The sequence below is a fragment of the Haloarcula hispanica ATCC 33960 genome (assembly GCF_000223905.1).
Lineage (GTDB): Archaea > Halobacteriota > Halobacteria > Halobacteriales > Haloarculaceae > Haloarcula > Haloarcula hispanica.
In genome coordinates this window covers 1,659,335-1,682,444 of record NC_015948.1, presented here as the reverse complement: position 1 = coordinate 1,682,444, position 23,110 = coordinate 1,659,335, and the positions used below count along the sequence as shown (strand labels likewise).

28 protein-coding genes are annotated in these 23,110 nt (G+C 64.1%); 15 read left to right on the top strand and 13 right to left on the bottom strand.

What is annotated here, in order from left to right; genetic code table 11:
• The first annotated feature begins 114 nt into the window (after window positions 1-114).
• Both HAH_RS08440 and HAH_RS08435 read left to right on the top strand, forming a co-directional pair.
• Window positions 115-573, top strand: a complete 459-nt coding sequence (locus HAH_RS08440) for a hypothetical protein (RefSeq protein ID WP_023843295.1) — start codon at window positions 115-117, stop codon at window positions 571-573.
• A gap of 44 nt (window positions 574-617) precedes the next feature.
• Window positions 618-1,277 (top strand): 2,5-diamino-6-(ribosylamino)-4(3H)-pyrimidinone 5'-phosphate reductase, encoded by a 660-nt coding sequence (locus tag HAH_RS08435; protein WP_014040542.1) that lies wholly within the window; start codon window positions 618-620, stop codon window positions 1,275-1,277.
• Between the two features lie 17 nt (window positions 1,278-1,294).
• Here the strand turns inward: HAH_RS08435 and HAH_RS08430 are convergent, their stop codons facing one another.
• A complete protein-coding gene (locus HAH_RS08430) occupies window positions 1,295-1,582 on the bottom strand; it encodes a DUF7545 family protein (RefSeq protein WP_014040541.1) in 288 nt (95 codons plus the stop codon).
• Between the two features lie 66 nt (window positions 1,583-1,648).
• On the bottom strand, window positions 1,649-2,698 hold the full coding sequence (locus HAH_RS08425; protein WP_014040540.1) for an NAD(P)/FAD-dependent oxidoreductase: 1,050 nt from the start codon (window positions 2,696-2,698) through the stop codon (window positions 1,649-1,651).
• Window positions 2,699-2,799: 101 nt separating this feature from the next.
• On the opposite strand from HAH_RS08425, the gene HAH_RS08420 reads away from it, so the two are divergent.
• The 6 genes from HAH_RS08420 to HAH_RS08395 all read left to right on the top strand — a co-directional run bounded on the left by HAH_RS08420 (window position 2,800) and on the right by HAH_RS08395 (window position 6,166).
• Entirely contained in the window at window positions 2,800-3,084 is a 285-nt protein-coding gene (locus HAH_RS08420; protein ID WP_014040539.1) for a DUF357 domain-containing protein, read from the top strand.
• Window positions 3,085-3,158: 74 nt separating this feature from the next.
• On the top strand, window positions 3,159-3,653 hold the full coding sequence (locus tag HAH_RS08415) for a fasciclin domain-containing protein (protein ID WP_023843294.1): 495 nt from the start codon (window positions 3,159-3,161) through the stop codon (window positions 3,651-3,653).
• Between the two features lie 179 nt (window positions 3,654-3,832).
• Window positions 3,833-4,108 carry an ArsR/SmtB family transcription factor gene (locus tag HAH_RS08410; RefSeq protein WP_014040537.1) on the top strand — a complete coding sequence of 92 codons (276 nt, stop codon included), beginning with the start codon at window positions 3,833-3,835 and terminating at the stop codon, window positions 4,106-4,108.
• 55 nt (window positions 4,109-4,163) lie between these two features.
• On the top strand, window positions 4,164-4,466 hold the full coding sequence (locus tag HAH_RS08405; RefSeq protein ID WP_023843293.1) for a hypothetical protein: 303 nt from the start codon (window positions 4,164-4,166) through the stop codon (window positions 4,464-4,466).
• 478 nt (window positions 4,467-4,944) lie between these two features.
• The gene (locus HAH_RS08400) at window positions 4,945-5,913 is read left to right on the top strand and encodes a transcription initiation factor IIB (RefSeq protein WP_014040535.1); all 969 of its coding nucleotides are present in this window, start codon (window positions 4,945-4,947) and stop codon (window positions 5,911-5,913) included.
• 73 nt (window positions 5,914-5,986) lie between these two features.
• On the top strand, window positions 5,987-6,166 hold the full coding sequence (locus tag HAH_RS08395; RefSeq protein ID WP_004515550.1) for a DUF7836 family putative zinc-binding protein: 180 nt from the start codon (window positions 5,987-5,989) through the stop codon (window positions 6,164-6,166).
• On the opposite strand, the gene HAH_RS08390 is transcribed toward HAH_RS08395, so the two are convergent.
• From HAH_RS08390 to HAH_RS08375, 5 genes are all read right to left on the bottom strand, one after another.
• Window positions 6,167-6,571 carry a translation initiation factor IF-2 subunit beta gene (locus HAH_RS08390; RefSeq protein WP_014040534.1) on the bottom strand — a complete coding sequence of 135 codons (405 nt, stop codon included), beginning with the start codon at window positions 6,569-6,571 and terminating at the stop codon, window positions 6,167-6,169.
• Window positions 6,572-6,705: 134 nt separating this feature from the next.
• A complete protein-coding gene (locus HAH_RS19690; protein WP_155120743.1) occupies window positions 6,706-6,879 on the bottom strand; it encodes a DUF7556 family protein in 174 nt (57 codons plus the stop codon).
• A gap of 197 nt (window positions 6,880-7,076) precedes the next feature.
• Window positions 7,077-7,820, bottom strand: coding sequence for an FAD-dependent thymidylate synthase (thyX, locus tag HAH_RS08385; RefSeq protein WP_014040533.1), 744 nt, complete (start codon window positions 7,818-7,820; stop codon window positions 7,077-7,079).
• Window positions 7,821-7,902: 82 nt separating this feature from the next.
• Window positions 7,903-8,562: an RAD55 family ATPase gene (locus tag HAH_RS08380; RefSeq protein WP_044951863.1), complete on the bottom strand. Its 660-nt coding sequence runs from the start codon at window positions 8,560-8,562 to the stop codon at window positions 7,903-7,905.
• A 10-nt stretch (window positions 8,563-8,572) separates the two neighbouring features.
• Complete coding sequence (locus HAH_RS08375; RefSeq protein ID WP_023843291.1) at window positions 8,573-9,157, bottom strand: response regulator transcription factor; 585 nt, start codon at window positions 9,155-9,157, stop codon at window positions 8,573-8,575.
• A gap of 122 nt (window positions 9,158-9,279) precedes the next feature.
• Between HAH_RS08375 and HAH_RS08370 the strand changes: the two genes are divergently transcribed.
• Window positions 9,280-9,855, top strand: coding sequence for an MBL fold metallo-hydrolase (locus HAH_RS08370; protein ID WP_014040530.1), 576 nt, complete (start codon window positions 9,280-9,282; stop codon window positions 9,853-9,855).
• A 21-nt stretch (window positions 9,856-9,876) separates the two neighbouring features.
• On the opposite strand, the gene HAH_RS08365 is transcribed toward HAH_RS08370, so the two are convergent.
• On the bottom strand, window positions 9,877-10,701 hold the full coding sequence (locus tag HAH_RS08365; RefSeq protein ID WP_014040529.1) for an ATPase: 825 nt from the start codon (window positions 10,699-10,701) through the stop codon (window positions 9,877-9,879).
• Window positions 10,698-11,021 carry a DUF5827 family protein gene (locus HAH_RS08360; RefSeq protein ID WP_023843290.1) on the bottom strand — a complete coding sequence of 108 codons (324 nt, stop codon included), beginning with the start codon at window positions 11,019-11,021 and terminating at the stop codon, window positions 10,698-10,700. Before HAH_RS08360 ends, HAH_RS08365 begins: the two co-directional genes overlap by 4 nt.
• Window positions 11,022-11,048: 27 nt before the next feature.
• On the opposite strand from HAH_RS08360, the gene HAH_RS08355 reads away from it, so the two are divergent.
• The 3 genes from HAH_RS08355 to HAH_RS08345 all read left to right on the top strand — a co-directional run bounded on the left by HAH_RS08355 (window position 11,049) and on the right by HAH_RS08345 (window position 15,508).
• Window positions 11,049-12,806, top strand: coding sequence for a sensor histidine kinase (locus HAH_RS08355; RefSeq protein WP_014040527.1), 1,758 nt, complete (start codon window positions 11,049-11,051; stop codon window positions 12,804-12,806).
• A gap of 41 nt (window positions 12,807-12,847) precedes the next feature.
• The gene (locus HAH_RS08350) at window positions 12,848-15,010 is read left to right on the top strand and encodes a beta-glucosidase family protein (protein ID WP_014040526.1); all 2,163 of its coding nucleotides are present in this window, start codon (window positions 12,848-12,850) and stop codon (window positions 15,008-15,010) included.
• Between the two features lie 108 nt (window positions 15,011-15,118).
• Window positions 15,119-15,508, top strand: a complete 390-nt coding sequence (locus HAH_RS08345) for a thioredoxin family protein (protein ID WP_014040525.1) — start codon at window positions 15,119-15,121, stop codon at window positions 15,506-15,508.
• A gap of 2 nt (window positions 15,509-15,510) precedes the next feature.
• On the opposite strand, the gene HAH_RS08340 is transcribed toward HAH_RS08345, so the two are convergent.
• The gene (locus tag HAH_RS08340) at window positions 15,511-17,664 is read right to left on the bottom strand and encodes a thioredoxin domain-containing protein (RefSeq protein ID WP_014040524.1); all 2,154 of its coding nucleotides are present in this window, start codon (window positions 17,662-17,664) and stop codon (window positions 15,511-15,513) included.
• A gap of 107 nt (window positions 17,665-17,771) precedes the next feature.
• Between HAH_RS08340 and HAH_RS08335 the strand changes: the two genes are divergently transcribed.
• The 3 genes from HAH_RS08335 to HAH_RS08325 all read left to right on the top strand — a co-directional run bounded on the left by HAH_RS08335 (window position 17,772) and on the right by HAH_RS08325 (window position 20,105).
• On the top strand, window positions 17,772-18,098 hold the full coding sequence (locus tag HAH_RS08335) for a hypothetical protein (protein WP_014040523.1): 327 nt from the start codon (window positions 17,772-17,774) through the stop codon (window positions 18,096-18,098).
• Window positions 18,099-18,178: 80 nt separating this feature from the next.
• On the top strand, window positions 18,179-19,531 hold the full coding sequence (gene purD / locus HAH_RS08330; protein WP_014040522.1) for a phosphoribosylamine--glycine ligase: 1,353 nt from the start codon (window positions 18,179-18,181) through the stop codon (window positions 19,529-19,531).
• A gap of 25 nt (window positions 19,532-19,556) precedes the next feature.
• On the top strand, window positions 19,557-20,105 hold the full coding sequence (locus HAH_RS08325; protein WP_014040521.1) for an acyltransferase: 549 nt from the start codon (window positions 19,557-19,559) through the stop codon (window positions 20,103-20,105).
• A 6-nt stretch (window positions 20,106-20,111) separates the two neighbouring features.
• On the opposite strand, the gene HAH_RS08320 is transcribed toward HAH_RS08325, so the two are convergent.
• From HAH_RS08320 to HAH_RS08310, 3 genes are all read right to left on the bottom strand, one after another.
• Entirely contained in the window at window positions 20,112-20,906 is a 795-nt protein-coding gene (locus HAH_RS08320; RefSeq protein ID WP_004960988.1) for a mechanosensitive ion channel domain-containing protein, read from the bottom strand.
• A 2-nt stretch (window positions 20,907-20,908) separates the two neighbouring features.
• A complete protein-coding gene (gene dacZ / locus HAH_RS08315; RefSeq protein ID WP_004960990.1) occupies window positions 20,909-21,718 on the bottom strand; it encodes a diadenylate cyclase DacZ in 810 nt (269 codons plus the stop codon).
• Window positions 21,719-21,790: 72 nt separating this feature from the next.
• Window positions 21,791-23,110, bottom strand: coding sequence for a cobyrinic acid a,c-diamide synthase (locus HAH_RS08310; RefSeq protein WP_044951861.1), 1,320 nt, complete (start codon window positions 23,108-23,110; stop codon window positions 21,791-21,793).

Here is a 23,110-nt window from a genome sequence, read left to right as displayed (position 1 = left end):
TGACTGTGTTGGGACGTTTCAAATGGCTAAAAAGTACGTTATCGGAGATATTCGACTAGTCGGGATTCGTGATATCAGATCAAATAATAACGGCAGTCGCCCGGGGGCCTGACTATGGGTAGTATGTTCGGGTCGAAGCCGTCGGAGGCGCACGTCATCTGGCGGAGTGGCCGGAACAACGACGGCAAGAAGAAGTTCGATTTCGAGTATCTGGAGCTGTGGGCCGCCCACTTCGGCGTCGACTTCGAGCAGTGGACCCGCGTCGATCACGACCGCGGTGACGAACCCCGCGAGCAGTTCGCTTGCGTGTTCCGCTGGGCGAAAAGCGGCGGGCAGGAGCTGTCCGTCGGCGACGAGGAGTGGACGATGGGGTCCCAGCGCAAACCCCGCACGTTCCTCGAAATCGACGAGGAAGGGATGGTCAGGCTACGGGGCTGGAGCACGGAGACGACGCTCGACGTCGAAGAACTCGTACTGAAAAAGACGGTGCTGAAGCTGAAAACCGGCGACGGCACCGTGAAGAAACTCGACGTCCGGAAGCTGTCGAAGCGCCCCGAAACAACGTCCTCCTGACTGTAACCCAAAAGCCGTTTGACGTGTCGCCGGCACGAACGAGTATGCACGTCGTCGTCAACGCCGCCATGAGTGTCGATGGGAAACTCTCCTCCCGCCGCCGCGAACAGATCGCTATCTCCGGCCCGGACGACTTCGACCGCGTCGACCAGCTTCGAGCCGACAGTGATGCTGTGATGGTCGGCGTCGGTACGATTCTCGCTGACGACCCCTCACTGACCGTCGACGACGCCGACCGCCGCGCCGCCCGGGCCGACCGCGGCAAGCCGGAAAATCCCGCACGCGTCGTCGCCGACTCCCGCATCCGAACGCCGCCGGACGCCACAGTGCTGGACGGTCGCGCCCAGACTTACCTCCTCGTCAGCGAAGCCGCCCCGCCGGACTTCATCGAGGAGATGGAAGACGCCGGCGCGTACGTCATCGCCGCCGGGCAGGACCGGGTCGACCTGACGACGACGCTTGCGAAACTGGAGGGCGACGGTATCGACCAGCTCATGGTCGAGGGTGGCGGCGAACTCATCTTCGGCCTGCTAGAAGAGGCGCTGGTCGACGAGCTGTTCGTCTACATCGGGCCGAAGGTCATCGGCGGCCGGGACGCGCCGACGCTGGCCGACGGCGACGGCTTCATCGAGGACTTCCCGGAGCCGGAGCTGGCCGGCGTCGAACGGCTCGACGACGGCGTGGTGCTTCACTGGCAGTTCTGAGAACTGAGGCGGCAGAATTAGTGGTCGTGACCGGTCAGCTCGGCGAAGGACTGGCCGAAGCGCTCCTCGAACAGCTCGCTGGTCTCCTCTTCGAGCGCGACGATCTGCTCGTCTGGCTCGCCCTGCGCGTGGTGGACGGCGCTGTGAATCCGCTGGGTCATGCCGAACATCGCGATGTCGCCGACGACCTGCGGGTCCGTCTCCTCGGGCGACTCTCGGAGGATGTCTACGAGTTCGCTTGGGACGGTGAGTTCGTCGGTCTCTTCGCCGTCGTCGATAGTCAGCGTGACAGTATCGGTTGCCATGCCGCTCACTCCGGGGGCTATCCTAAAGGGTCTGTGGATGTGGGGACGAACGAAGAAACAACTGCGCTAGTCGTCGGCTTCCGCGGCGGCTTCGGACTCCGCCTCGGCGGCGGCCTCGGCCTGTGATTCGAGGTATTCGTCGGCGTCGATGGCGGCTTTACAGCCCATCCCGGCAGCGGTGACGGCCTGCTGGTAGTGGTAGTCGACCACGTCGCCGGCACCGAAGATCCCGTCCACGTCGGTGGCGGTCTGGTCGCCGCCGGTGCCGCCGTGGGTCTGGATGTACCCGGTATCGTCCAGCTCGACGCCGGTGTCTTCGAGGTAGTCGGTGTTAGGCGTGTGACCGATGGCAATAAAGACGGCACCAACGTCGAAGTCGAAGGTTTCGGTCCCGTCGGCGTCGAGCTTCTCGCTGGGATGGCCCGCGTCGTTCTGTGCGAGGGTGACGTGGTCGACCCCGTTCTCGGGTGAGCCGTGCATCTCCAGCAACTCGGTGTTTCGCATGATCTCGATTTCGCCCTCGTCGACCTTCTGCTGGACGCGGTCGATCCAGTAGTCCTCGGCGCGGAACTCCTCGCGGCGGTGTGCGATGTAGACGGTGTCGGCGAACTTCGTGAGGAAGTGGGCCTCCTCCATGGCCGCGTCGCCGCCGCCGACAACGAGCATGTCTTCGCCGCGGAAGAACGCGCCGTCACAGGTTGCACACGTCGAGACGCCGTAGCCCATCAGCTCGTCCTCGCCGGGGACGCCCAGCGTCCGGGCGCTGGCTCCGGAGGCGGCGATGAAGGCGTCGCAGGTGTACACGTCGCCGTTCGACAGTTCCACGCGGAACGGCCGTTCGCTGTCGTCGATGTCGGCGACGATGCCGTGTTTCAGCTCGGTCCCGAACCGCTCGGCCTGCTCTTTCATGTTGTTGATGAGGTCCGGACCGGAGAGCCCCTCGGGGAAGCCGGGGAAGTTCTCGACTTCGCTGGTCAGCGTGAGCTGCCCGCCCGGTTCGTCGCCTTCCAGAACGAGTGGGTCGTTGTTACTTCTGGCGGCGTAGATGGCCGCTGTCAGTCCCGCTGCGCCGGTGCCAGCGACGATGAGTCGTCGGTGTTCGACCGATTCTGTCATTAGCCAAGCTAGACTACCGGGCCGTATTTAGCTTGTGTTGTCGTGCGCCGAACTCGCACTGGGACGACACGCTTAGGCCACTGCCACCGTTCGCTGAGGGTATGGCCGCAGATCTCGAAGAGAAGACCGACCGCTACGAGGGACTGCTCGCCGAGGCGCTCGACGCGGCATCAGTCGCGCCACCTGAAGGGACGCCGATGCACGACGCCGCACTGGAGTGTGAAGAGATGGCGGCGGCGTATCTGGCGGACGGTCGCCACTTCAGGGACGACGACGACCCGGTCAACGCGCTGGCATCGTTCTCGTACGGGCATGCGTGGCTGGACGCGGGCGCACGTATCGGACTCTTCGACGTTCCGACCGAGGGTCACCTATTCACTGTCTGAAACTATGGTCTAATTTGGGTCCCAGTTCGGAAACCGGTTAAGTGTCAACAGTCCTCCGAATCGCCCGGGTTTCCATGAAACAGACCAGGCGCAGTGTGTTACGGAGTATCGGTGCCGGAACAGCAGTCGCAGTCGGTGGCGTCGGTGCCGCGAGTGCCGCGCCGCCGAGAGACGGCGATACGATCGTTGACGTGGCCATGGCGGCCGACGGCTTCGACGTGCTGGTGGCCGCAGTGCAGGAAGCCGGCCTCGTCGACACGCTCAGCGGGAACCGTCAGCTGACGGTGTTTGCGCCGACCGACGGTGCGTTTAACGCCGCGGGAATCACTGTCGACAACGTCGGCGATGTCGACGACGAGTTCCTCGTGGACGTCCTCACGTACCACGTCGCACCGGGCGAGCGAGACGCAAGCTCCGTCGTCGACTCGGAGAAAATCCCGACGCTGAACGGGGCGAAGATCGACGTAGACGGGACTGACCTCAACGGCGACCAGGCCGATATCGTCGACACGAACATCGAGGCCTCCAACGGCTTCATCCACGCCATCGACGGCGTGTTGCAGCCGTAACCCGGCGCACGACTATCTCGAGCCCGTGCGTGGCAGCCGGCCAGAATTGCCACCCCGCGACGACCGCTTCGGGTTCTTGATGCCCACCGCTGACAATTAGCTTCCGCCGTTACGCTCGTAGGCAGTTATCGCACAATCGGCCAGTGGATATACGTACGCCCGGAGAGTTGGGTCCGCTGATGGAGGGTGTCCTCTGGTACGTTCTCTCCGGGACCCGTGGGGGGCCAAACAGAGCCCGTATCCTCAAGGCCCTCAAGCGACGGCCCCGGAACGCTAACCAACTGGCGGAGGACCTTGACCTCGATTACAAGACCGTCCGGCACCACCTTGACGTGCTGTTGGACAACGGCGTCGTCGACAACACCGGCGGCGACTACGGCTCCGTCTACACGCTGACGGACAGGACCGAACAGTACTGGGACACCATCGAGGAAATCATCGCGGAGATCGAGTGACAATGGCTGAAATCGGGAAAGGAGTCTTACCACGAGCCGGCATAGGAGGGCACAGATGGCAGTCTGGATGACCGCGGCGAGTGTCGCGTCCGCGCTCAACGTCGTGGTCCTGCTCGTGCTACTGTCAGTCTGGGTCCGGAACTACCTGGCAGTGGGTTCGAAACACGCGCTCGGACTGACGGTCTTCGGGGTACTGTTGCTCGCCGAGAACTGCCTGTCCGTCTACTACTACGTCCTTGACCCGGAGGTCGCCGTGCTGTTGCGAAGCGCCGCCCCTGTCGCCGGTCGCGCGATGACATTCGTTGCGATACTGGAGCTCGGAGGGCTGCTGTTTCTGGCGTGGATCTCGCTCGATTGAGCGGTTGCCGCGACATCCCTCAAACGGGGCTGTCGTCGTGTGGATGTATGTATCTGGTATGCAACTGTAACCAAATCATGCCAGTTGGTAACATCGCTTTTTATATTTCATCACTCCCCCACGATGTGCGGAACCACACGGTGACTCCCGCTGACCCGGCAATTCCGGGACCCACTTGCCGCTCCCGACCGATCAGGAGCGGGCGTATCGAGGTGAGGACTGGTCGTTCGACGGAGCACAGATGGAGTCGCACGGCGGTGCAGCCCCCCATTTATGCGTTGTGCACGGACGGCGGCGATAACCACCAAGATTATATAGCCGTACGGCGGGCCATGTCATGCCGTATCACCCTGCTGTCCGGCGGTTCCTGCGGAAATCCGGCGAAAGATTTATATACTTTACGGACTAACTATAGGGTAAGACAGTTTCCCCAAACAGTCTTAAAATTTCTGCACCCGGCAGAACAGAACTCCCAATCATGAGTGAATCACCAACGCGGACGAGCACACGAGAACGAGACGAGCAAATATCCGAACCGACGGAGCAGGAGGCTGTAGAGGCCTGTCCCGAATGTAGTGGCAACGTCGTTACGGACTCCGAACACGGCGAAACAGTCTGTGAGGACTGTGGACTGGTCGTCGAAGAGGACGAGATCGACCACGGGCCGGAGTGGCGGGCGTTCAACTCCGCAGAGAAGGACCGCAAGTCCCGCGTCGGTGCGCCGACGACGAACATGATGCACGACAAGGGCCTCTCGACCAACATCGGCTGGCAGAACAAGGACGCCTACGGGCGTTCCCTCTCCAGCGAGCAGCGCCAGAAAATGCAGCGGCTCCGGACCTGGAACGAGCGGTTCCGTACCCGTGACTCCAAGGAGCGCAATCTCAAGCAGGCGCTGGGCGAAATCGACCGGATGGCCTCGGCGCTGGGACTCCCCCAGAACGTCCGCGAGACATCCAGCGTCATCTACCGGCGCGCGCTCGGTGACGACCTCCTTCCGGGCCGCTCCATTGAGGGCGTCGCCACGTCCGCGCTGTACGCGGCCGCTCGCATGGCCGGAAACCCCCGGTCGCTGGACGAGATGGCCCGCGTCTCCCGCGTCGAAAAGATGGAACTCACACGGACCTACCGGTACATCGTCCGGGAACTCAGCCTCGAAGTCCAGCCGGCGGACCCGGAACACTACCTCCCGCGGTTCATCTCCGACCTCGGACTCAGCGAGGAGACCCAGCGACAGGCACGGGACCTCATCGAAGGTGCTCGCCAGTCGGGGATGCTCTCCGGCAAATCGCCGGTCGGCATCGCCGCAGCGGCCGTCTACGCCGCCGCGTTGCTGACCAACGAGAAGGTCACACAGAGTCAGGTCAGCGACGTCGCCGACATCTCCGAAGTGACTATTCGAAACCGGTACAAGGAACTCCTCGAAGCCGAGGACCTTCCGGCCTGACGCCCGGGTGAAGGCAGACTAATGGGGAGACGCCAAGGCTTTTTATCGTTGGATATGTGTGTGAGTAACATACATGGAGGAAGCGTACGTTCGATTGCTCTGTCCTGAGTGTAAGAAAGACTGGGAGTCGACGCCAACGGACTTGCCGCGACACGACACGACGTTCCACTGCCCGAACTGTCACGCGAGCCATCGGCTCGCCGTTTTTACCCGCACGGAAAACGACTTGCAGACGCTGAAAGGTCTGCAGTAGCTACTCGCTCGTCGCCGAGCGGGCGCCACACGCCTCACAGCGGAGCAACAGCGCGCCCTGTTCCCGTTCCAGTTGCGTGTCCGGCAGCCCACACTCCGAGCAGAGCACGAACTCGTCGACGTACTCGTCGATGGACGCCTCGATACGGTCGGCATCGAACTCGCCGGTCAGGCGCGCTCGACCGCTCTCGTCGATGTGGCCGCTTGTCCCGAGGTCGTTCTGGAGGAACTTCATCACATGGTCGTCCTCGCGTCCGAGCCGGGAACACGTCGACTGGAAGTTCTCGTAGACGGTGACGTTCCCTTCCTGTCGGACGTCTGGATCGGGGACCTCGAACCGCTCGCTTGTGCCGTCAATCTCGGGCGTCTCCTCCATCGCCCGGTCGAGCATGTCGTCGTATTCCATACTCCTACGTCACAGAGCGGTCAACAAAAACTTTTCATACGGACTGTTTGAGCGATTTCCCGGTCTGTGTCGACCCCGAGGTCGGCACTGTCCGGAACTATCTACAAGAATCCGTCACAGCCGGTGGTGGCCCGCTATCGCCAGGCTGTAAGTGTGCAGGTCTCGTCCGCTACCATCGAAATCCAGATGTCATCGTGGGCAATATCGGCGATGACGAACCGCTGCTGGCCGTCGACATCGTCGACAGCACACATCACATCAGACGCAGTGCCCGACCGACGGGTGGGACGTTCAACCTCGTAAGACACAATTGTTTATCTAGGATGTGCGGTAATGAATGTGTCGTACTCGTTTCGTCTTTTGATACTCTGAAATCCGGTCGTTGACGCAACAAAACGGCTCGTGTCTCGCTATTGCCGTTGTGAGTATCAAGGTCGATCCAACAATTGTCGATGCCCACGACCGAAGACAGCTGTTCTGAACTGCCGCGAGAAGTGCGGCTCTGTCAGGGTGCGAGCCGGTTCTTGCGTCCCTTCATCTCCCGCTCGTAGTAGTCGAAGGTCTTGGGACACCAGTCGGCTGCCAGGTCGAGCATCTCCTCGGTCATCTCCCGGATCTCCCACTGTGCGTCCGCCGCGGCTCGCATGTCCGCGACGTGCATCAGCATCCGGGCGTTCATCGACATCACGATGTTCACCTTTGTTCCGATTGGCAGCACGAACCGAGCGTCTTCCGGTGGCATTCCCAGCTCAAGCAGTTCCTGGTACGATTCGACCGCCTGTTCGATGGTGTCTTTGAATATTTCCGTGCGCTCCTCGAACTCCTCGTCGGAGACGCTCGCTTTCTGCTGGTTCCGGCCGATCCAGTCCGGGTCCGTCGCGGACGGCGGCGTCACGACCAGTTCGCCTTCCCGGACGGCTTCGGGGTCCACGTCGTCGAAGGAGACGTACCGCATCGACTGCACGTCGAAGGAGACGTGGCGGTGGCGGGTGATCTGGGCCATACAGGAGCGGGAGACCCCCTCCACGGCGAAGGTCGCCTGCGCGTGCTCGAACGGACCGAAGTGGCCGTGGTCGAGCAGGTGGCCGATGAGCGTCTCCTTCTTGTCGTCAAGGGTGTCTCCGTCGACCTCAGCCATCGTCGCTTCGAACGACTGGCTGCCGACGGAGGTGTCGCTGTAGTCGTTACGTGCTGCCTTGCAGATGAGGTCCTCGGGGTCGTCTGTGGCTTCGAGCAGCTTTACGTCCATATCGGGTGGGTGAACCGGAGCGGCAAAATACTTCCTTCCCGGACCGACACGGGGTTCGGACCGCCTGTGGATGGCGACGTACTCAGATGTCCTGCCAGTCGGTCGGCTCGCCGGCGAGGCCGAGCACGCGGGCCTCGCGGCCGCCGCCCTCGGCGTCGCGCACGTCGATCATCCCGTCGAACGCCTGCTTGATGACCTGCAGTGTCTGGTCGTCGTGGGCTCCCGAGTCGATGGTGAACACGCCGATGTAGCCCGCGGAGTCCAGCCGCGAGGACAGCACATGACAGAACTTGAACACGGTCTTCTTGTCCGTGTAGGTCAGCATCGTCGACAGCGAGACGAGGGCCAGACGGCCCTGTTCGTTGCCGGCGTTGTGTAGTCCCTCCAGCGCCTTCGTGATGCCGATACCGATGCCGGTGAGATCACCGGGCGAAGAGACGTGGTGGGCGTGGGCGTTGCCGATTGCCTCCTCGTCCGTGCCACCTTCGCCCCGACAGTCGATGACACCGAGCTGGGAGTCGTCGAGGTCGGGCACGAGCGACCGGAACTCCTCGACGACGCTGCCCGCGCCGTCTCCGGTCGTCACGACCACTGCGCCGTCGTCCTTTCGCAGACCATCGGCGAGAATATCGTATGCGAGTCGTTCCTTCCCGCTCATTGCTGGGCCGGAGATCAGGATGCTGGACCCTGGCCGGACCTCACTGAGCGCATCGAACTCTAGTACTGAGGTGAGATCATACATTGTTTGTCGCTCAGTTGTCTTCATCGTCGCTCAGTCCGCGAAGCGTTGCGATGAAATCGGAGTCGTCTTCGATGCCACCGAGTGTCTCCGAGAGGTCGTCTCGCATCTCTGCGACTCTCTGGGTCAGTTCGTCGTACTGGTCGCTCTCCGCCAGCTCTGCGCTCGATTTCGTCGCTTCCAGCGTCGCCTGCTTCTCGACGAGCGCGTAGTACTCCTGCAGCAGAGAGTCGTACTCGGAGCGGTCGAGCAGATTGTCGACCGTCTCGTGGAGCTGTTCGCTCCGGATCGGCTTTGAGAGGTATGCATCAAAGCCCATCTCCAGAATATCGAAGTCCGGTTCGACGGCAGTGACCATTGCCACCCGACAGCCCAGCTTCCGCTCGCGAATACGCTCCAGCACTTCGTCCCCGGAAAGTCCGGGCATCATCCGGTCGAGCAACACGACATCGACATCCGCGTCCAGTTGCTCCAGGCCCTCGTCGCCGTTCTGTGCCATGCGGACCTCGTACTCCTGTTGCAGCCACAGTTTGTACGTCTCGGCAACATCTGGTTCGTCTTCGACGATAAGCACCACAGGTAGGTCCGAATCTGACATAATGTTCTACTATCCCCCGTTTGCATATCCACGTACATAGCCCTGTGGGTGCGGGCGTGTAGCGCGTCTCGGCCGGTGACAGAACGATACCCACATCCGGGACGACGGCAAACAGGCCTGTAATGATCCGAAACCTCGCCCGTGGGCAGCAGGCCTTCACGAGCAACGTGTTCCTCGTCACTGGGGACCGAACCGTTCTGGTCGACGTCGGCAACGAGTTCGACGTGGTGTCGGCCGTCGAAGAGCACGTCGACGACATCGACGCTGTTGCGGTCACCCACACCCACTACGACCACGTCGAGAACCTCGACAGCGTCGTCGACGCCTTCGACGTGCCGGTGTACGGCTACGACACGGACCAGGACGGTGTCGAGCACGCTATCGCTGATGACGGAACGATACAGCTAGGTGACCACGACTACCGGGCGCTGCACACGCCCGGCCACAAGAACGACCATCTCTGCTTCTACTCGGACGAAGCCGGCGTCCTGTTCGCCGGCGACCTCGTATTCGCCAACGGGAGCTTCGGCCGGACCGACCTCGACGAAGGCGACCGTAGTCTGCTCGTCGACAGTATCGAGCAGGTGCTGTCGGTTGTCGACGAGGACCTACAGGAGATGCACACCGGCCACGGGCCGAGCGTCACCGACGCGCCGTATCAGGACATCGAACTGGCCCTGCAGGCCGCGAAGTTCTGAGGCTGCGGCTGAGCGATAGTTTTAGTCGAAGGCACAGGCCAGCAAGGCGTCGTAGGCGTGGTCGTACGCATCGGCGACCGCCGCCGGGTCGTTGCGCTGCTCGCTGTCGAGCGCGGGCAGGCGCACCGCGGCGACCTGCTCGATAAGGTCGACGACGTTCGGCACCCGTTCCTCCAGTTGGCCGTCGCCGGGACCACCGGTGGCGATCTGACAGGCCTTGCTGTACCGGTCGCCGTCGTAGATGCGTGCTCGTCCCGGCTCGACGACGGCCACGGCGTCCGGTTCGATGCCCGACAGCGGCCGGGCCACGTCGCCGTAGGACTCTACGACCGCCCGGTCCGTCGTCTCGATGTCCGCGGCGAGTGACTCCAGTGCCTCGACGTGCATCACCCGCATCAGGTCGTTGAAATCGGCGACTGAGGTGACCCGTGGCGCGTTGGCAACCGGGAGTCGTTCGGCAACGGACTCCGGCAGGTCGACGGTCCCGTTGACGACGTATTCGACCCCGGTTTCAGAACTCGGACGGCCGACCCGGTCCACGACGAACTGCTGGTTTTCTTTCCCGAGCAGGCCCGTCTCGGCTCCCGGTGAGGGGTGCCAGAGGCGGTGAATCGGATTGATCTCTTCCGGTGCGACATCGCTCGGTGACGCGGCCGCGAGGCGCTTGGCGTCCTTGCCGTACAGCCGCCCCTCGTTTGTCGCTCGCTGATAGTCGTCGTGGTCGAACCAGTAGTTGTTGCCCGCTCTGGGCTTGAACCCCTGAGCGCTGGTCCGTTCGAGCAGGCCGACGCTGAACGTGGTCTTGCCCGCGTCGACCCGGTCACTGCCGGCAACGAGGAGCTTCATGACTCAGCGAGGCCGTACAGCCCGACGACGTCGTCGTCCTGCGGGTCGGCGATGACGAGGTCGTCCTGATTGAAGATCATCCACGGGATGGCCCAGTCGATGAACACCGACTCGCTGGCCTCGCTGAGTTCGGCGTCCGCCGGGAGGCCCTGCAGGAGGCGGGCGATTTCCGGGATGGTGTACAGTTTGTCGGCGTCGAGAATGTCCGCGGGTTCGTGGAGCTCGAACGACAGTATCTCGTCGAACTCTTGCTTGTCGACAGGCATACCCGCCGGTATGCCGAGCGAGTGGGTAAATCCCTCGAACTGGGCGGAACCCATTTACTCGCAGAGCCGGATTATACGTCAATGGCCACGCTGCTCGTTGCATATGCCTTTTCCCTGCTTGTCGTGGCCGTTGTCCTCGGGACGCTGTCGGTGTACGCGTGGAGCCGGCGTGACTCTCCCGGCGGGACCGCGCTCTCTGTTCTGCTCGCCGGGCTCTCGATATGGGACCTCTGTGCCGCGGTCGGTGTTTTGACGCGCGGGACTGAGTTGGCTCTGTTCTTCGCGTACGGCCTGTACGTCGGCGTGATGCCCGCGATGGCCGGCCTGTTCGTGTTCGCGCTGGCCTACACCGGCCGCGACCGGTATCTCGGCTGGCGGGCCGTCGCGTTACTGGCTGTCGAACCTCTCGTGTTCTTTGCCGCGCTGTTTGTCGGCCCCGACGGTGCGATATACGCTATCTCCGGCCCGACGGACGCTGGTATGTACGGCTGGGAGATAACCCCTGGACCGGTCTTCTGGGGGCATCTGGTATACTCCTATGCACTCATCGCCGTGTCGAGTGCGCTTCTCATCCACTACGCACTCGTCTCCGGCGGCCTGTACCGGAAGCAGGTGTACGCCGTCCTACTGGCTATCGTGCTCCCGTGGTTCGGGAGCGTTGTCAGCATCTTCGGTGATACCGCAATCGAATTTACACCGCTGTTGCTGGCTGGCACCGGGCTCACGCTCTCGTGGGCGTTTTTCAAAGGCCGACTGCTGGACATCTCGCCGGTCGCCTACCGGGAGGTCGTCGAATCCCTCAACAGCGCTGTGTTCGTCGTCGATACGGACGATACGATAATCGAGGCCAACGACGTCGGCCGGCAACTGCTCGGGGACGAAGATAGCGTCGGGAAATCCGTCGAGGACGCGCTCGAAACGTCGCCAAAGCTACTGGAAAAGTACCGCGGCCTGAACGACGACGCCGAGGAAACGCAGGCCGTCATCGAGCAGCGCGACCGGTTTTTCGACGTCCAACTCACCCCGCTGTATGACTCCCACGACGCGCTGGTCGGACGCGTGTTTCTCGTCCACGAAATCACCGAGCAGAAAGAGCGCGAGCGGGAACTCGAACGCCGGAACCAGCAGCTCGACCAGTTCGCCGCTGTCCTCTCCCACGACCTCCGGAACCCGCTGAACGTGGCCTCGGGCCGACTGGCGCTGGCCCGAGAGCGGAACGACCCCGAAGAGTTCGACCGTGTCGAGGAGGCCCACGACCGGATGAGTAGCCTCATCGACGAGGTACTCGCCTTCGCCCGCGACGAAAAGACGACTGACAGGGTCGAGCTACAGCTTTCGGCGCTGGCGAAGGCGGCCTGGGGCCACGTCGACACCGGCAAGGCGACGCTGCGAATCGACGGCGACCGGGAGATTATCGGCGACCGTGACCAGCTCCTGCAACTGTTCGAAAACGTGGTTCGGAACAGTGTGGAACATGGTTCCACAGGCAGTCGACCAGATGCCGACGACAGCGCTGACCACGGGCACAGTCGGACAGGGTCCGACGACAGTGTGGCACACGGCGGCGCGGGGGTAACGATACGCGTTGACGCCACCCCGGACGGGTTCACGATCAGCGACAACGGCCCCGGCGTGCCGCCCGAGGAACGAGAGGAGGTATTCACGCACGGCGTCACCAGTTCCGAGTCGGGGACCGGCCTCGGACTGGCCATCGTCCAGCACGTCGTCGAGTCCCACGGGTGGGACGTCGAGATGACGGAGAGCCGGTCCGGCGGCGCGAAACTCGTCATTTCGGGGCTCGAAACAAGGTCGACACAGCTCTCTGAGACGCCGTCCTGAGCAGCCGACAGTATAAGGCCCGCTCGGCTGTGAACTGCGATATGGCTGACGACGACCACATTGGAGCGGTGCTCGCCCGGCTGTCCCGCGAACAGAAACTCGCGCTCGTTCGCGGCGCAACCGACCCGGAAGGCACAGCGACGGGATACATCTCTGGCGTTGAGGCGGCCGGGATTCCGCCGTTTCGCCTCGTCGACGGGCCGCTGGGAATCCGCGCTGAGGGCCAACGTGCGACCGCCTTTCCGGCGTCGATTGCGACCGCGGCGACGTTCGACCTCGACCTGGCTCGGCGACAGGGAGCGGCGATGGGCCGCGAGGCGACGGCGCTCGATCAGGACGCGTTGCTCGCGCCCGGCGTGAACATCATCCGGATTCCACACTGCGGTCGCAACTTCGAGTATCTCTCCGAGGACCCGGTCCACGCCGGCGCTGTCGGGGCCGGCCTTATCGACGGCATTCAGTCCGCGGATATCGCGGCGACAGTGAAACACTTCGTCGCAAACAACCAGGAGACACACCGCACGACCGTTAGCGCCGAAGTGGACGAGCGGACCCTCCGAGAGCTGTACCTCCCGCCGTTCCGCGCGGCCGTCGACGCCGGCGTCGGGTCGGTGATGACGGCGTACAACCGAGTGAACGGCACGCACATGAGCGACCACGAGCGCCTCGTCGGCGACGTACTCAAAGGCGAGTGGGGGTTCGACGGCTACGTCGTCTCGGACTGGTACGGACTGGAGAGCACCGTCGACGCGGCGAATGCAGGCATGGACCTGGAGATGCCCGGCGTGGCGGCCCCCGGCGCAGCGGAAGCCGCCGACAGCGACACCGCGGATGGCGACGAGGAGTTCGAGTGGCCCGACGGCATCCCGGACGCAACGCGGGCGGGCCTGTTCGGCGACCCGCTCGCCGATGCCATCGACGGCGGCGAAGTCCCGGCCGGCCGGCTGGACGACATGGTTCGGCGGATTCTCGGCCAGATAGATCGATTCGGGCGGCTGGACAGTAATCGGACTACTGCCGAAGCCGGTGAAAGCAGCGACGCGTCGGTGGGCGAACTCGACAGCCAGCGACACCGAGATATCGCTTCGGCCGTTGCGGCCCGCGGAACCGTGTTGCTCGACAACGACGGCGTCCTGCCGCTGGATGACGGGGCGGACGTGGCCGTCATCGGGCCGAATATCGACGAGCCGAAACTGGGCGGTGGTGGCTCCTCAGAAACAACGCCGATCCACTCGGTTACCCCGGTCGACGGGATCGAATCTCGTTCCGAGGGCGCAGTCACGACAGCGTTCGGCGTCCCGCAAATCGAATCCGTTTCGCTGTTCGACCTCCTGCCGTTCGTCGGCGAGGACGACGAAACCGACGGTGCGGCTGGCGACACAGCCGACCGGGAACCATCGCTCGACGACGCCGTCACGGCAGCCGAGTCCGCCGATGTCGCCGTCGTGTTCGTCCGCGACGCGACGACGGAGGCGCGGGACCGCGATTCGCTGGCGCTGCCGGGCCAGCAGGACGAGCTCGTTTCGGCCGTCGCCGCAGCCAACGAGAACACCGTGGTCGTCGTCAGGTCCGGCGGCCCCGTAGAACTCCCGTGGCGGGAGGACGTGGCCGCGGTCCTCGAACAGTGGTATCCCGGGCAGGCGGACGGGGACGCGGCGGCCGCCGTCCTCTATGGCGACCGCGATCCGAGCGGTCGGCTCCCGGTCACGTTCGCCCCAGAAAGCGAGTATCCGACTGCAGGGACTGAACGCCGCTATCCCGGTGTCGATGACGAAGTCCACTACGATGAGGGCGTCTTTATCGGCTACCGACACTTCGACGACGCGGATGTGGACCCGACCTACCCGTTCGGCCACGGCCACTCGTACGCGGCGTTCGAGTACGGCGATGCCGAAGCAACGGACGAGCAGACTGTCGCAGTCCCCGTCGAGAACGTCGCCGACAGGCCGGGTCGAGAGGTCGTCCAGGCCTACGTCCGACCGCCGTCCACGGCTGACGCCGACCGCCCGGAGCGCGAACTCACCGGGTTCGAGGCCGTGCAGTTGGACGCCGGCGAACGGCAGACGGTGGAACTGACATTGGACGACCTGGCGTTTTCGCGGTACGACACGGATTCCGGCTGGACAGTCGATTCCGGGACCTACACCGTCGAAATCGGCCGGTCGTCTCGGGACGTTCGGACGACTGTCCGAGTCGACCGCTAGCGCGTCCGGACTCGCCTCGGCTGAAACACCGATTTTCCGCTGGAGCCCGTCTGAAGCGGAAAATTCACGGCCGGGGATTTCAAGCCCCCTGACTACATACAGCCAGCTATGAGTCAAACGCTCGAAACCATGGAGCCGAACCCGGTGTGGGTCGAAGACGCCTATTCCGACACCGTCGACGTTCTCACACACTACGCTGATGAGTTCGAGTACAAGATCTGGGGCGGCGACTGGTGCAAGGACTGCCGGGCCCAGCTCCCCGACTTCGGCGCGGCCCTGAAAGCCGCCCATATCCCGGACGCCCAGATTCACCACTATCCCGTCGAGAAGGAAGACGACGACTCGAAAACCGGACCACATGTCGAGGAGTACGACATCGAACTCATTCCGACGGTCGTCGTCGAGCACGACGGCGAGGAGATAGCCCGCTTTGTCGAGGAGGAGCCGGTCCCTATCGCCGTGTCTCTCGCCGACCAGATCGAAGACGCGATGGCGTGAGGCTACTCTCCGTCGTCGGCCGTTGTGCCCCAGTCTAACGCCGTCCCGAGGTCGTGTTTCGGCGGCGAACAGGCGAAGTTCCGACACGCGTACACTGTCGGCTCATCGTCGACCTGCTCGCGGCCGGCCCAGATCGGCGGTGACTCGTCCAGTTCGAGCGCGTCGAGCCACTGCTCGAAACCGGTATCGTCGGCCGGTCGGTGAGCCAGCAGGCGGCGCGGGACGTACCGCTGGGCGAGGGTCTCCGTCCACTCGCTCGGGTAGTCCGACTGGTCGCCGACCAGCGTCAGTTCCAGCGCACCCTGCTCGTAGGTATCCGTCGCTAGCGTGAGCGAGGCGTGCTGGAGCGGGTTCGAGGAGACGCGGTCGGCGTGGGTGCGGATGACCCGCTCTGCGACCGTCTCGAAGCGGTCATCGTCGCTGAAATGGGATAGCGACAGCAGGAGGTCGACGGCGACGCCGGTGCTGGAGGGCGTCGACTGGTCGGTCAGTTCCTGGGGTCGCGCGACCAGCGATTCGCCGCCGGTCGGCGTGAAAAAGAGCGTGCCCTCGTCGTCGTCCCAGAACACCTCGGTGATGGCCTGGCCGAGGTCCATCGCGAACGCGAGGTGCTCCACGTTGCCGGTCGCCTCGAACAGCGTCAGCGCGCCGCGGCCGAGGAACGCGTAGTCCTCCAGATAGCCGTCGATGGCCACGTCGCCGTCCTTGTAGCGGCGATTGAGTCGCTCCGCATCGGCGTCCCACAGGTGCTCCCGAACGAACGAGAGGGCGTCGGCGGCCACGTCGGCGTAGGCGTCATCGAGGACAATCGCGCCCTCGGCGAGCGCCCGAATCATCAGACCGTTCCAGCCGGCCAGCACCTTTTCGTCGCGGGCCGGCCGCGGACGTTCTTCGCGGGCCTCGAACGTCTCGTTCAGTGCGCGCTGGAGGCTCGCCGTGATTTCGTCCTCGCTTTGTTCGTACTCCTCGGCCAGCACTGACACCGGCTTCCGGACGGCGAGCACCGTCGCCCCCTCGAAGTTGCCCGGCTCAGTGACGCCGTAGTAGTCACAGAAGATGTCAGCGTCAGTCTCGTCATCGACGGCGTCGTGGACCTGCTCGGGCGTCCAGACGTAGAACAGCCCTTCCTCGCTGTCGCCATCCGGATCTTCAGGTGGGACACTTTCGGCGTCCAACGTGCTGAAAAAGCCCCCGTCGGGGTGTTGCAGCTCGCGCTGAACGAACTCGAAGGTCTCCCGCACGACCGACGCGTAGCGCTCCGAGCCGATGGCCTGGTAGCCGGCGAGGAAGGCCCGCGGGATCTCGGCGTTGTCGTACAGCATCTTCTCGAAGTGCGGGACGGCCCACTGCTGGTCCGTCGCGTAGCGGTGGAAGCCCCCGCCGACGTGGTCGTACAGCCCCCGGTCGGCCATCACGTCCAGCGTCTCCTCGACGACGGTCAGGTAGTCCTCTTGGCCGCCGTCCGCGTGGGCTCGCAGAAGTGCATGGAGCCGCCCGTTCTGGGGGAACTTCGGGCCACCGGAGCCCCAGCCGCCGTCCTGCCGGTCCGCGCCGCGGTGGGCAATCGTTCCGGCAGTTTGGATGATATCCTCCGCTGGGTCCTCTGGGTTGGCCGGCGTCGCTTCGAGGTCGCTCTCGATGGCCTCGGTCCACTGCTGGGCGCGGTTCTCCATCTCCTCGCGCTGTTCGGGGTCCGACCACGAGTCGGCGAGCCGCTGGAGCAGGTCGCCAAAGCCCGGCTGGCCGCGCTTCTCCTCCGGCGGGAAGTACGTCCCGACGTAGAACGGCTCGCCTTCGGGCGTGAGCCAGGCCGACAGCGGCCAGCCACCGCCACCGGTCACCTGCTGGCAGATGCTCATGTACACCGAATCGAGGTCCGGCCGCTCCTCGCGGTCGACCTTTATCGGGACGAAGTGCTCGTTGAGTTGCTCGGCGATGGCCTCGTTCTCGAAGCTCTCCTCCTCCATGACGTGACACCAGTGACACGCCGCGTAGCCGATCGAGAGGAAGATGGGCACGTCCCGTTCCTTGGCGGCCTCCAGGGCTTGCTCGTCCCAGGGCTGCCAGTTGACGGGGTTGTCCGCGTGCTGGCGGAGATACGGGCTCTCTGCCTCGTCGAGTCGGTTGCGAGATGTCGGGTCCGTCGTGTCGCTCATGCCTGTCTCTCGGAGTGCCGGACTCAAAAGGGGTGTGTCCTCCGTGACTGTCTCTCTCGGACCGAGGTTATCACAAGAAATTTGCGTAGATATGATGACCATTTGCCATGAGCAAGACGGTGTCCCTCTCGCTGTCGGGTCGCAAGCGGCAGTTTCTCGTCGGCGCCGTCGTCACAGTCTTCTTTTTCGGCCCAGTGGTCGCCGCCGGGCTCAGCGTGCTGGGGCTCACTGTCCTGCAGTCGTTCGGTGTGGCAATCGGTGGGGGCCTCGCCCTGACCACGGTGTGGGTCTGGAAACGGGGTGGCAACACCGATGACGGGTCGGCGTGGGACGCCATTCCTGAGTGGCAGTACAACGGCCGCTTCGCCGAGGCCGGCGGCCTCACTCGGAGCGAGCAGGAGGCGGCTATCGAGGACCTCCAAGAGCGTGAGTGAGTCGGCTTCGGGGCCATCGAGGGCGTCCCTGAACCCCCGAAAAGACAATACTTAGGTGAGAGCCAATCCGGCCTTCGAGTATGACAGAGACAGTGCTGCTCGTGGGTGGCGGCGGCCGGGAACACGCGATTGCGCGCTCGCTCGCGGACTCACCGGGGGAGCTGTACGCCTGTGCCGGCAACCGGAACCCGGGTATTGTCGCACTGGCCGACGGTTTCGAGGCACTCGACACGACAAACCCGACGGCAGTGACGACCTACGCCCAGGAGGTCGACGCGACGCTCGCCGTCATCGGACCCGAAGCGGCCCTTGCAGCCGGGGTCGCCGACGCGCTGGACGACGCCGGCGTCTACACCTTTGGGCCACAGGAGGCGGAGGCTCGCATCGAGACGGACAAGGCGTTCCAGCGGCGGTTCATGCGGGAACACGACATCCCCGGCTGTCCGGACTTCGAGACGTTCGAGGACATGGACGCCGCCTGCGAGTACATCGACGAGTACGACGGCGACCTCGCGGTCAAGCCCGCCGGCCTCACCGGCGGCAAGGGCGTCCGTGTCATCGGCGACCAGTGTACCGCCGCGGAGGCCAAGGAATACCTCCGGAGTTCCGACTACGACCGCGTCGTCCTCGAGGAGCGCCTCGTCGGCGAGGAGTTCACCGTCCAGGCCTTTGTCGCCAACGGCCAACTGCGCGTCACGCCGGCGGTGCAGGACCACAAGCGCGCCTACGAGGGCGACGAGGGGCCGAACACCGGCGGGATGGGGAGCTATTCGGACTCCAGCCTCCACCTCCCGTTCATGGACGAGGATGACTACATGGACGCCGTCGACGTGCTCCGGGCCACCGTTGAGGCCCTTGACGGGTACAAGGGCGTCCTCTACGGGCAGTTCATGCTCACCGAGACTGGGCCACGCGTCGTGGAGTTCAACGCTCGCTTTGGCGACCCCGAGGCGATGAACACGCTGCCGGTGCTCAACACGGACTTCCTCGACGTACTGACCGCCGCACGCGACGACGACCCCCTGCCACAGCTCTCCTTCCGCCCGCTGGCGACCGTCTGCAAGTACGCCGTCCCGGACGGCTACCCGACCGACCCCGACGCCGGGGCGAAGGTACCAATCGACGACGACGTCATCGCGGAGGTCGTCAACGACCACCGCAAGCAGTCCGGTGACGACCCGGAGACGGCCCCGGAGGCGCTGCTGTGCTACGCCAGCGTCGACGACCGTGAGGACGGTATCTACACGACTACCTCTCGCTCCTACGCCGTTGTCGGCCTCGCAGAAACGATTGGCGACGCGGAGGCCATCGCCGAAGAAGCGCTTCAGCGGGCCGGCACGGAGGGGCTTCGGGTCCGCCACGACATCGGTAAAGCCGACCTGGTTCAGCAGCGTATCGACCATATGGACGACATCCGCGGCGGCGCGGACTGAGCGTGCGGCATCGGAGCCGACGGGTTTGATTACCGCGGCCCCGTACACGACAGACGTGAGTGGTCCACGACACGACCGACTGCGCCAGCACCCGACGCCCGGCCCGCACAATTCCCTGTTCCCGTGGCCTGACGCCAAACACCCGCTCCGGGTGATGGTCAACTACGTCGTCATCCTCGTCTGTCGCATCTCGCCGAGCCTCCGACTGAAGAACTGGCTGCTCTCGCGACTCGGTGTCACTGTCGGCGACAGCGTCGCGTGGGGCTTGGAGTCAACGCCGGACGTGTTCTGGCCGGAACTCATCACCGTCGAGGACCACGCTATCATCGGCTACGACGCGACGCTGCTGTGTCACGAGTTCCTGCAGGACGAGTACCGCACTGGCGAAGTCGTTGTCGGCGAACGGGCCATGATTGGTGCGGGCGCGATTGTGCTTCCCGGCGTCGAAATCGGCCCGGGCGCACAGGTCGCCGCGAACTCGCTCGTGACTGCCGACGTGCCGCCAGAGACGACCGTTGCTGGCGTCCCGGCCGAACCGCTGGGCGCGGACGACGAGACAACCGAAGAAGCGTAACCTCACTTAGCCGCGAATACGGACGATACCCGTGTTGAACACGCGCTTGTTCGGGATGATGTACTCCTCGCCGTCGCTCTCGATACGCGTGACGAGGATGTCGACTTCTTGCACGATGCCGCTCTGGTCACCGATGACAATTTCGTCCCCGATGCTGTATGGCTCTGTCAACAGGAGGTAAAGACCGGCTGCACCGGCCTGCAGGATGTCCTTCAGTGCCAGTCCACAGACGAACACCAGCCCGAACGCGTACGCCCCGAGGAGAATGAGCAGGGCGAGCGTCTCGACGCCCAGTTGCCCGAGTGCGATGAGTACTGCCAGATAGAAGATACTGTACTTGACGAGTTCGGGCAGCACCGTCGCCTCGGGCATCTTGACGCTGCGCAGTCGCTCGGAGACGATGAGCTTGGCCTTGTCGCCCGCGATGAGGCCGATGATGACGGCGAACAGGGCGATAAACAGGTCAGGTAGGAACGACGTGAAGCGGGCCCAGTACAGTTCCGGGTCTGTCAGTTGCGCGATGTTGAGGACGGCGGTGACCGTCGTAATGTAGATAAACAGCGCCGCCAGGTTCGAGACGATGCCGACAGTTGATGTGCCGAGTCCCCGCGCCGTCCGCTCGAACGGTGTCCCCTCAACTGCCTCTGGCACACCGAGTTCGCGCATGAACCGCCGGGACGAGCGCCAGACGAGATAGCCGAGCACGATGCCAAACGCCAGTACCACGAGCGAAAAGACGAACGTTCCCTGTGGCGAGAACACCTGCCGGATGATGGTTGCCCAGTCGAAACCAAACTGCATCCTCAGTACTCCTCGGGATCGATCTCGAGGACTAACTCCCCGCCTTTGAACGCCCGTACGAGCCCGTCGCTCTCCGAGAGAACGATAGCCGTCGCCATGGTGTCACGGGTGACCGCGCCGGCCGCCATGTGCCGAGCACCGAGTCCCTTGGGGATGTCGACCCCCTCTGCGGAGGGTTCGAGGTACCGGTACGCGGAGACGATCTTGCCGGCGTCGGAGATGACAAAGGCACCGTCGAGCCGCGAGAACTCCTTGAGCATCACGTTGACAATGGGGTCGCCGACGTGGACGTGGGACTTCTCGAAAGGGTTGTACGACAGCGGCCGGGACTTGTTCATCACCTTGCCGGCGTCGCCGACGACGAACAGCGCGCCGACGGGCTTGCCCTTCTGGCCTTTCTTCCCCAGTTCGATGGCGACCTCGAACACGTCACGAACGACGCTTGCGTCCGCCCGCGAGTTGACGAACATGTCGTACACGCCGGACGGTGAGAAGTCGTTGGTCTGGACCCGCACGAGCGTGTTCTCGGCCCCGTCCAGCACCTCTGTCACACAGAGCACCTCGTCGCCCTCGTCGACGATGCCCTGCTCCAGTGCGCCCTCGATACCAAAGCGGAGACGGCCTTCGAGGTCAGTGAAATCGATCGGTAGTTCGACGAACGGCTCCGCATCGAGGGTGTTCTCCGGGCCGACGACGACGATTTCCTCGTCAACGTCGTCGAACTCCTCGAAGAACGACGCGTTCGGGGAAAACAGGAACACGGCGTCGACGTCTGCGACCAGGTCTCCGAGCAGGTCGCGCAACTCGTTCATTATCAGAACGACGCTGTCTGTCGAAAAAAAGGTTGCGGGCAGTCAGCCACGCGTCCGACGGCGGGCCGTACGTCAGATATCCTTCGAAGGCACTGCAAGCAGACGGTCGAACGCGCCACTTTCGCCGTGGCAATGACAGTACGTCCCGATGGTGCTGTATTCTGTGAGGCCGTCGTGTTCGCCGTCGATACCGTCGCCCCGAACCATGTCGAAAGCGAACGACGCATCGCTGCCGAGGGCCGCAGCGGAGTAGTGAAACTCGTGTCCGCGGCGGTGCGCTCCGGACGCGGCCACGGCGGTGTCTGTCCGTGCTTCTAACTCAACGTGGTCAAGCGCCTGATACCGCTCCTGCATCTCGATATCTGCGGGGAGAACTCCAGCCATCTCGTAGGTGTCGCCGTCGGTCGTCGTCAGCGACTCCGACAGCGCCATCAGGCCGCCGCACTCGCCGTAGACCGGGACGCCGTCGGCGGCACGACGGGCTATCTCGTCGAGTGTGCCGCCGGTTTCGAGCGACTCTCCGTGGAGTTCCGGATAGCCGCCGGGCAGATATATGGCGTCGGCGTCGGGCACCGAGTCACCGGCGACCGGCGAGAACGGCTCGACGGACGCCTCAGACCGGAGTCGTTCGAGTACTGAGGGGTAGATGAAACAGAACGCGCTGTCCTGCGCGACGGCGATTCGGTGGTCGGCCGCCACGCCGTCGCTGTCCTTTCCCTGAGGCGCGACTTCCGGTGGCTCCCGTGCCACGTCGACCAGCTGTTCGATATCGATGGTCTCCGCCGCCGTCGAGAGCGCGTCGCGGTCGAGCCCGGCCTCCGAGCCCATGTGTAGCCCGAGATGGCGGTCCGGAATATCTAGGTCCGACATCGGCGGAATCCGACCGAAGTAGGTGAGGCCCTCGGGGAGCGCGTCCCTGATGCCGTCGGCGTGTCGGCCGCCGTGGGCGCGCTGTGCGAGGATGCCAGCCACCTCGATGTCGACACCGATGCGGTCGGCGTACTGCGCGAACCCCAGCGCCGTCGCGGCGACGCTCTCCATGCCGGCTTTCGCATCGACGACCAGAACGACCGGGAGGTCCAGCCCCTCGGCGACCGCTGCCGTCGACGTCTTCGTCCCGTCGTAGAGCCCCATCACGCCCTCCACAATGCAGATATCGCCCGTGCCGCGCCAGTAGGTCCGGCGCATCCCGTCCTCGCCCGCAAGCCAGGGGTCGAGCGTCCGCGACGGTGTGTCGACGAGTGCTTCGTGATGACTCGGGTCAATGAAGTCCGGGCCAGCCTTGGCCGGCTGGGGCTGATACCCGGCGTCTTCGAGCGCTGTCAAGGTCGCCAGCGTGGCAACGGTCTTGCCGACGCCGGAGCTTGTGCCGGCGAGAACGAACCCCTCCAT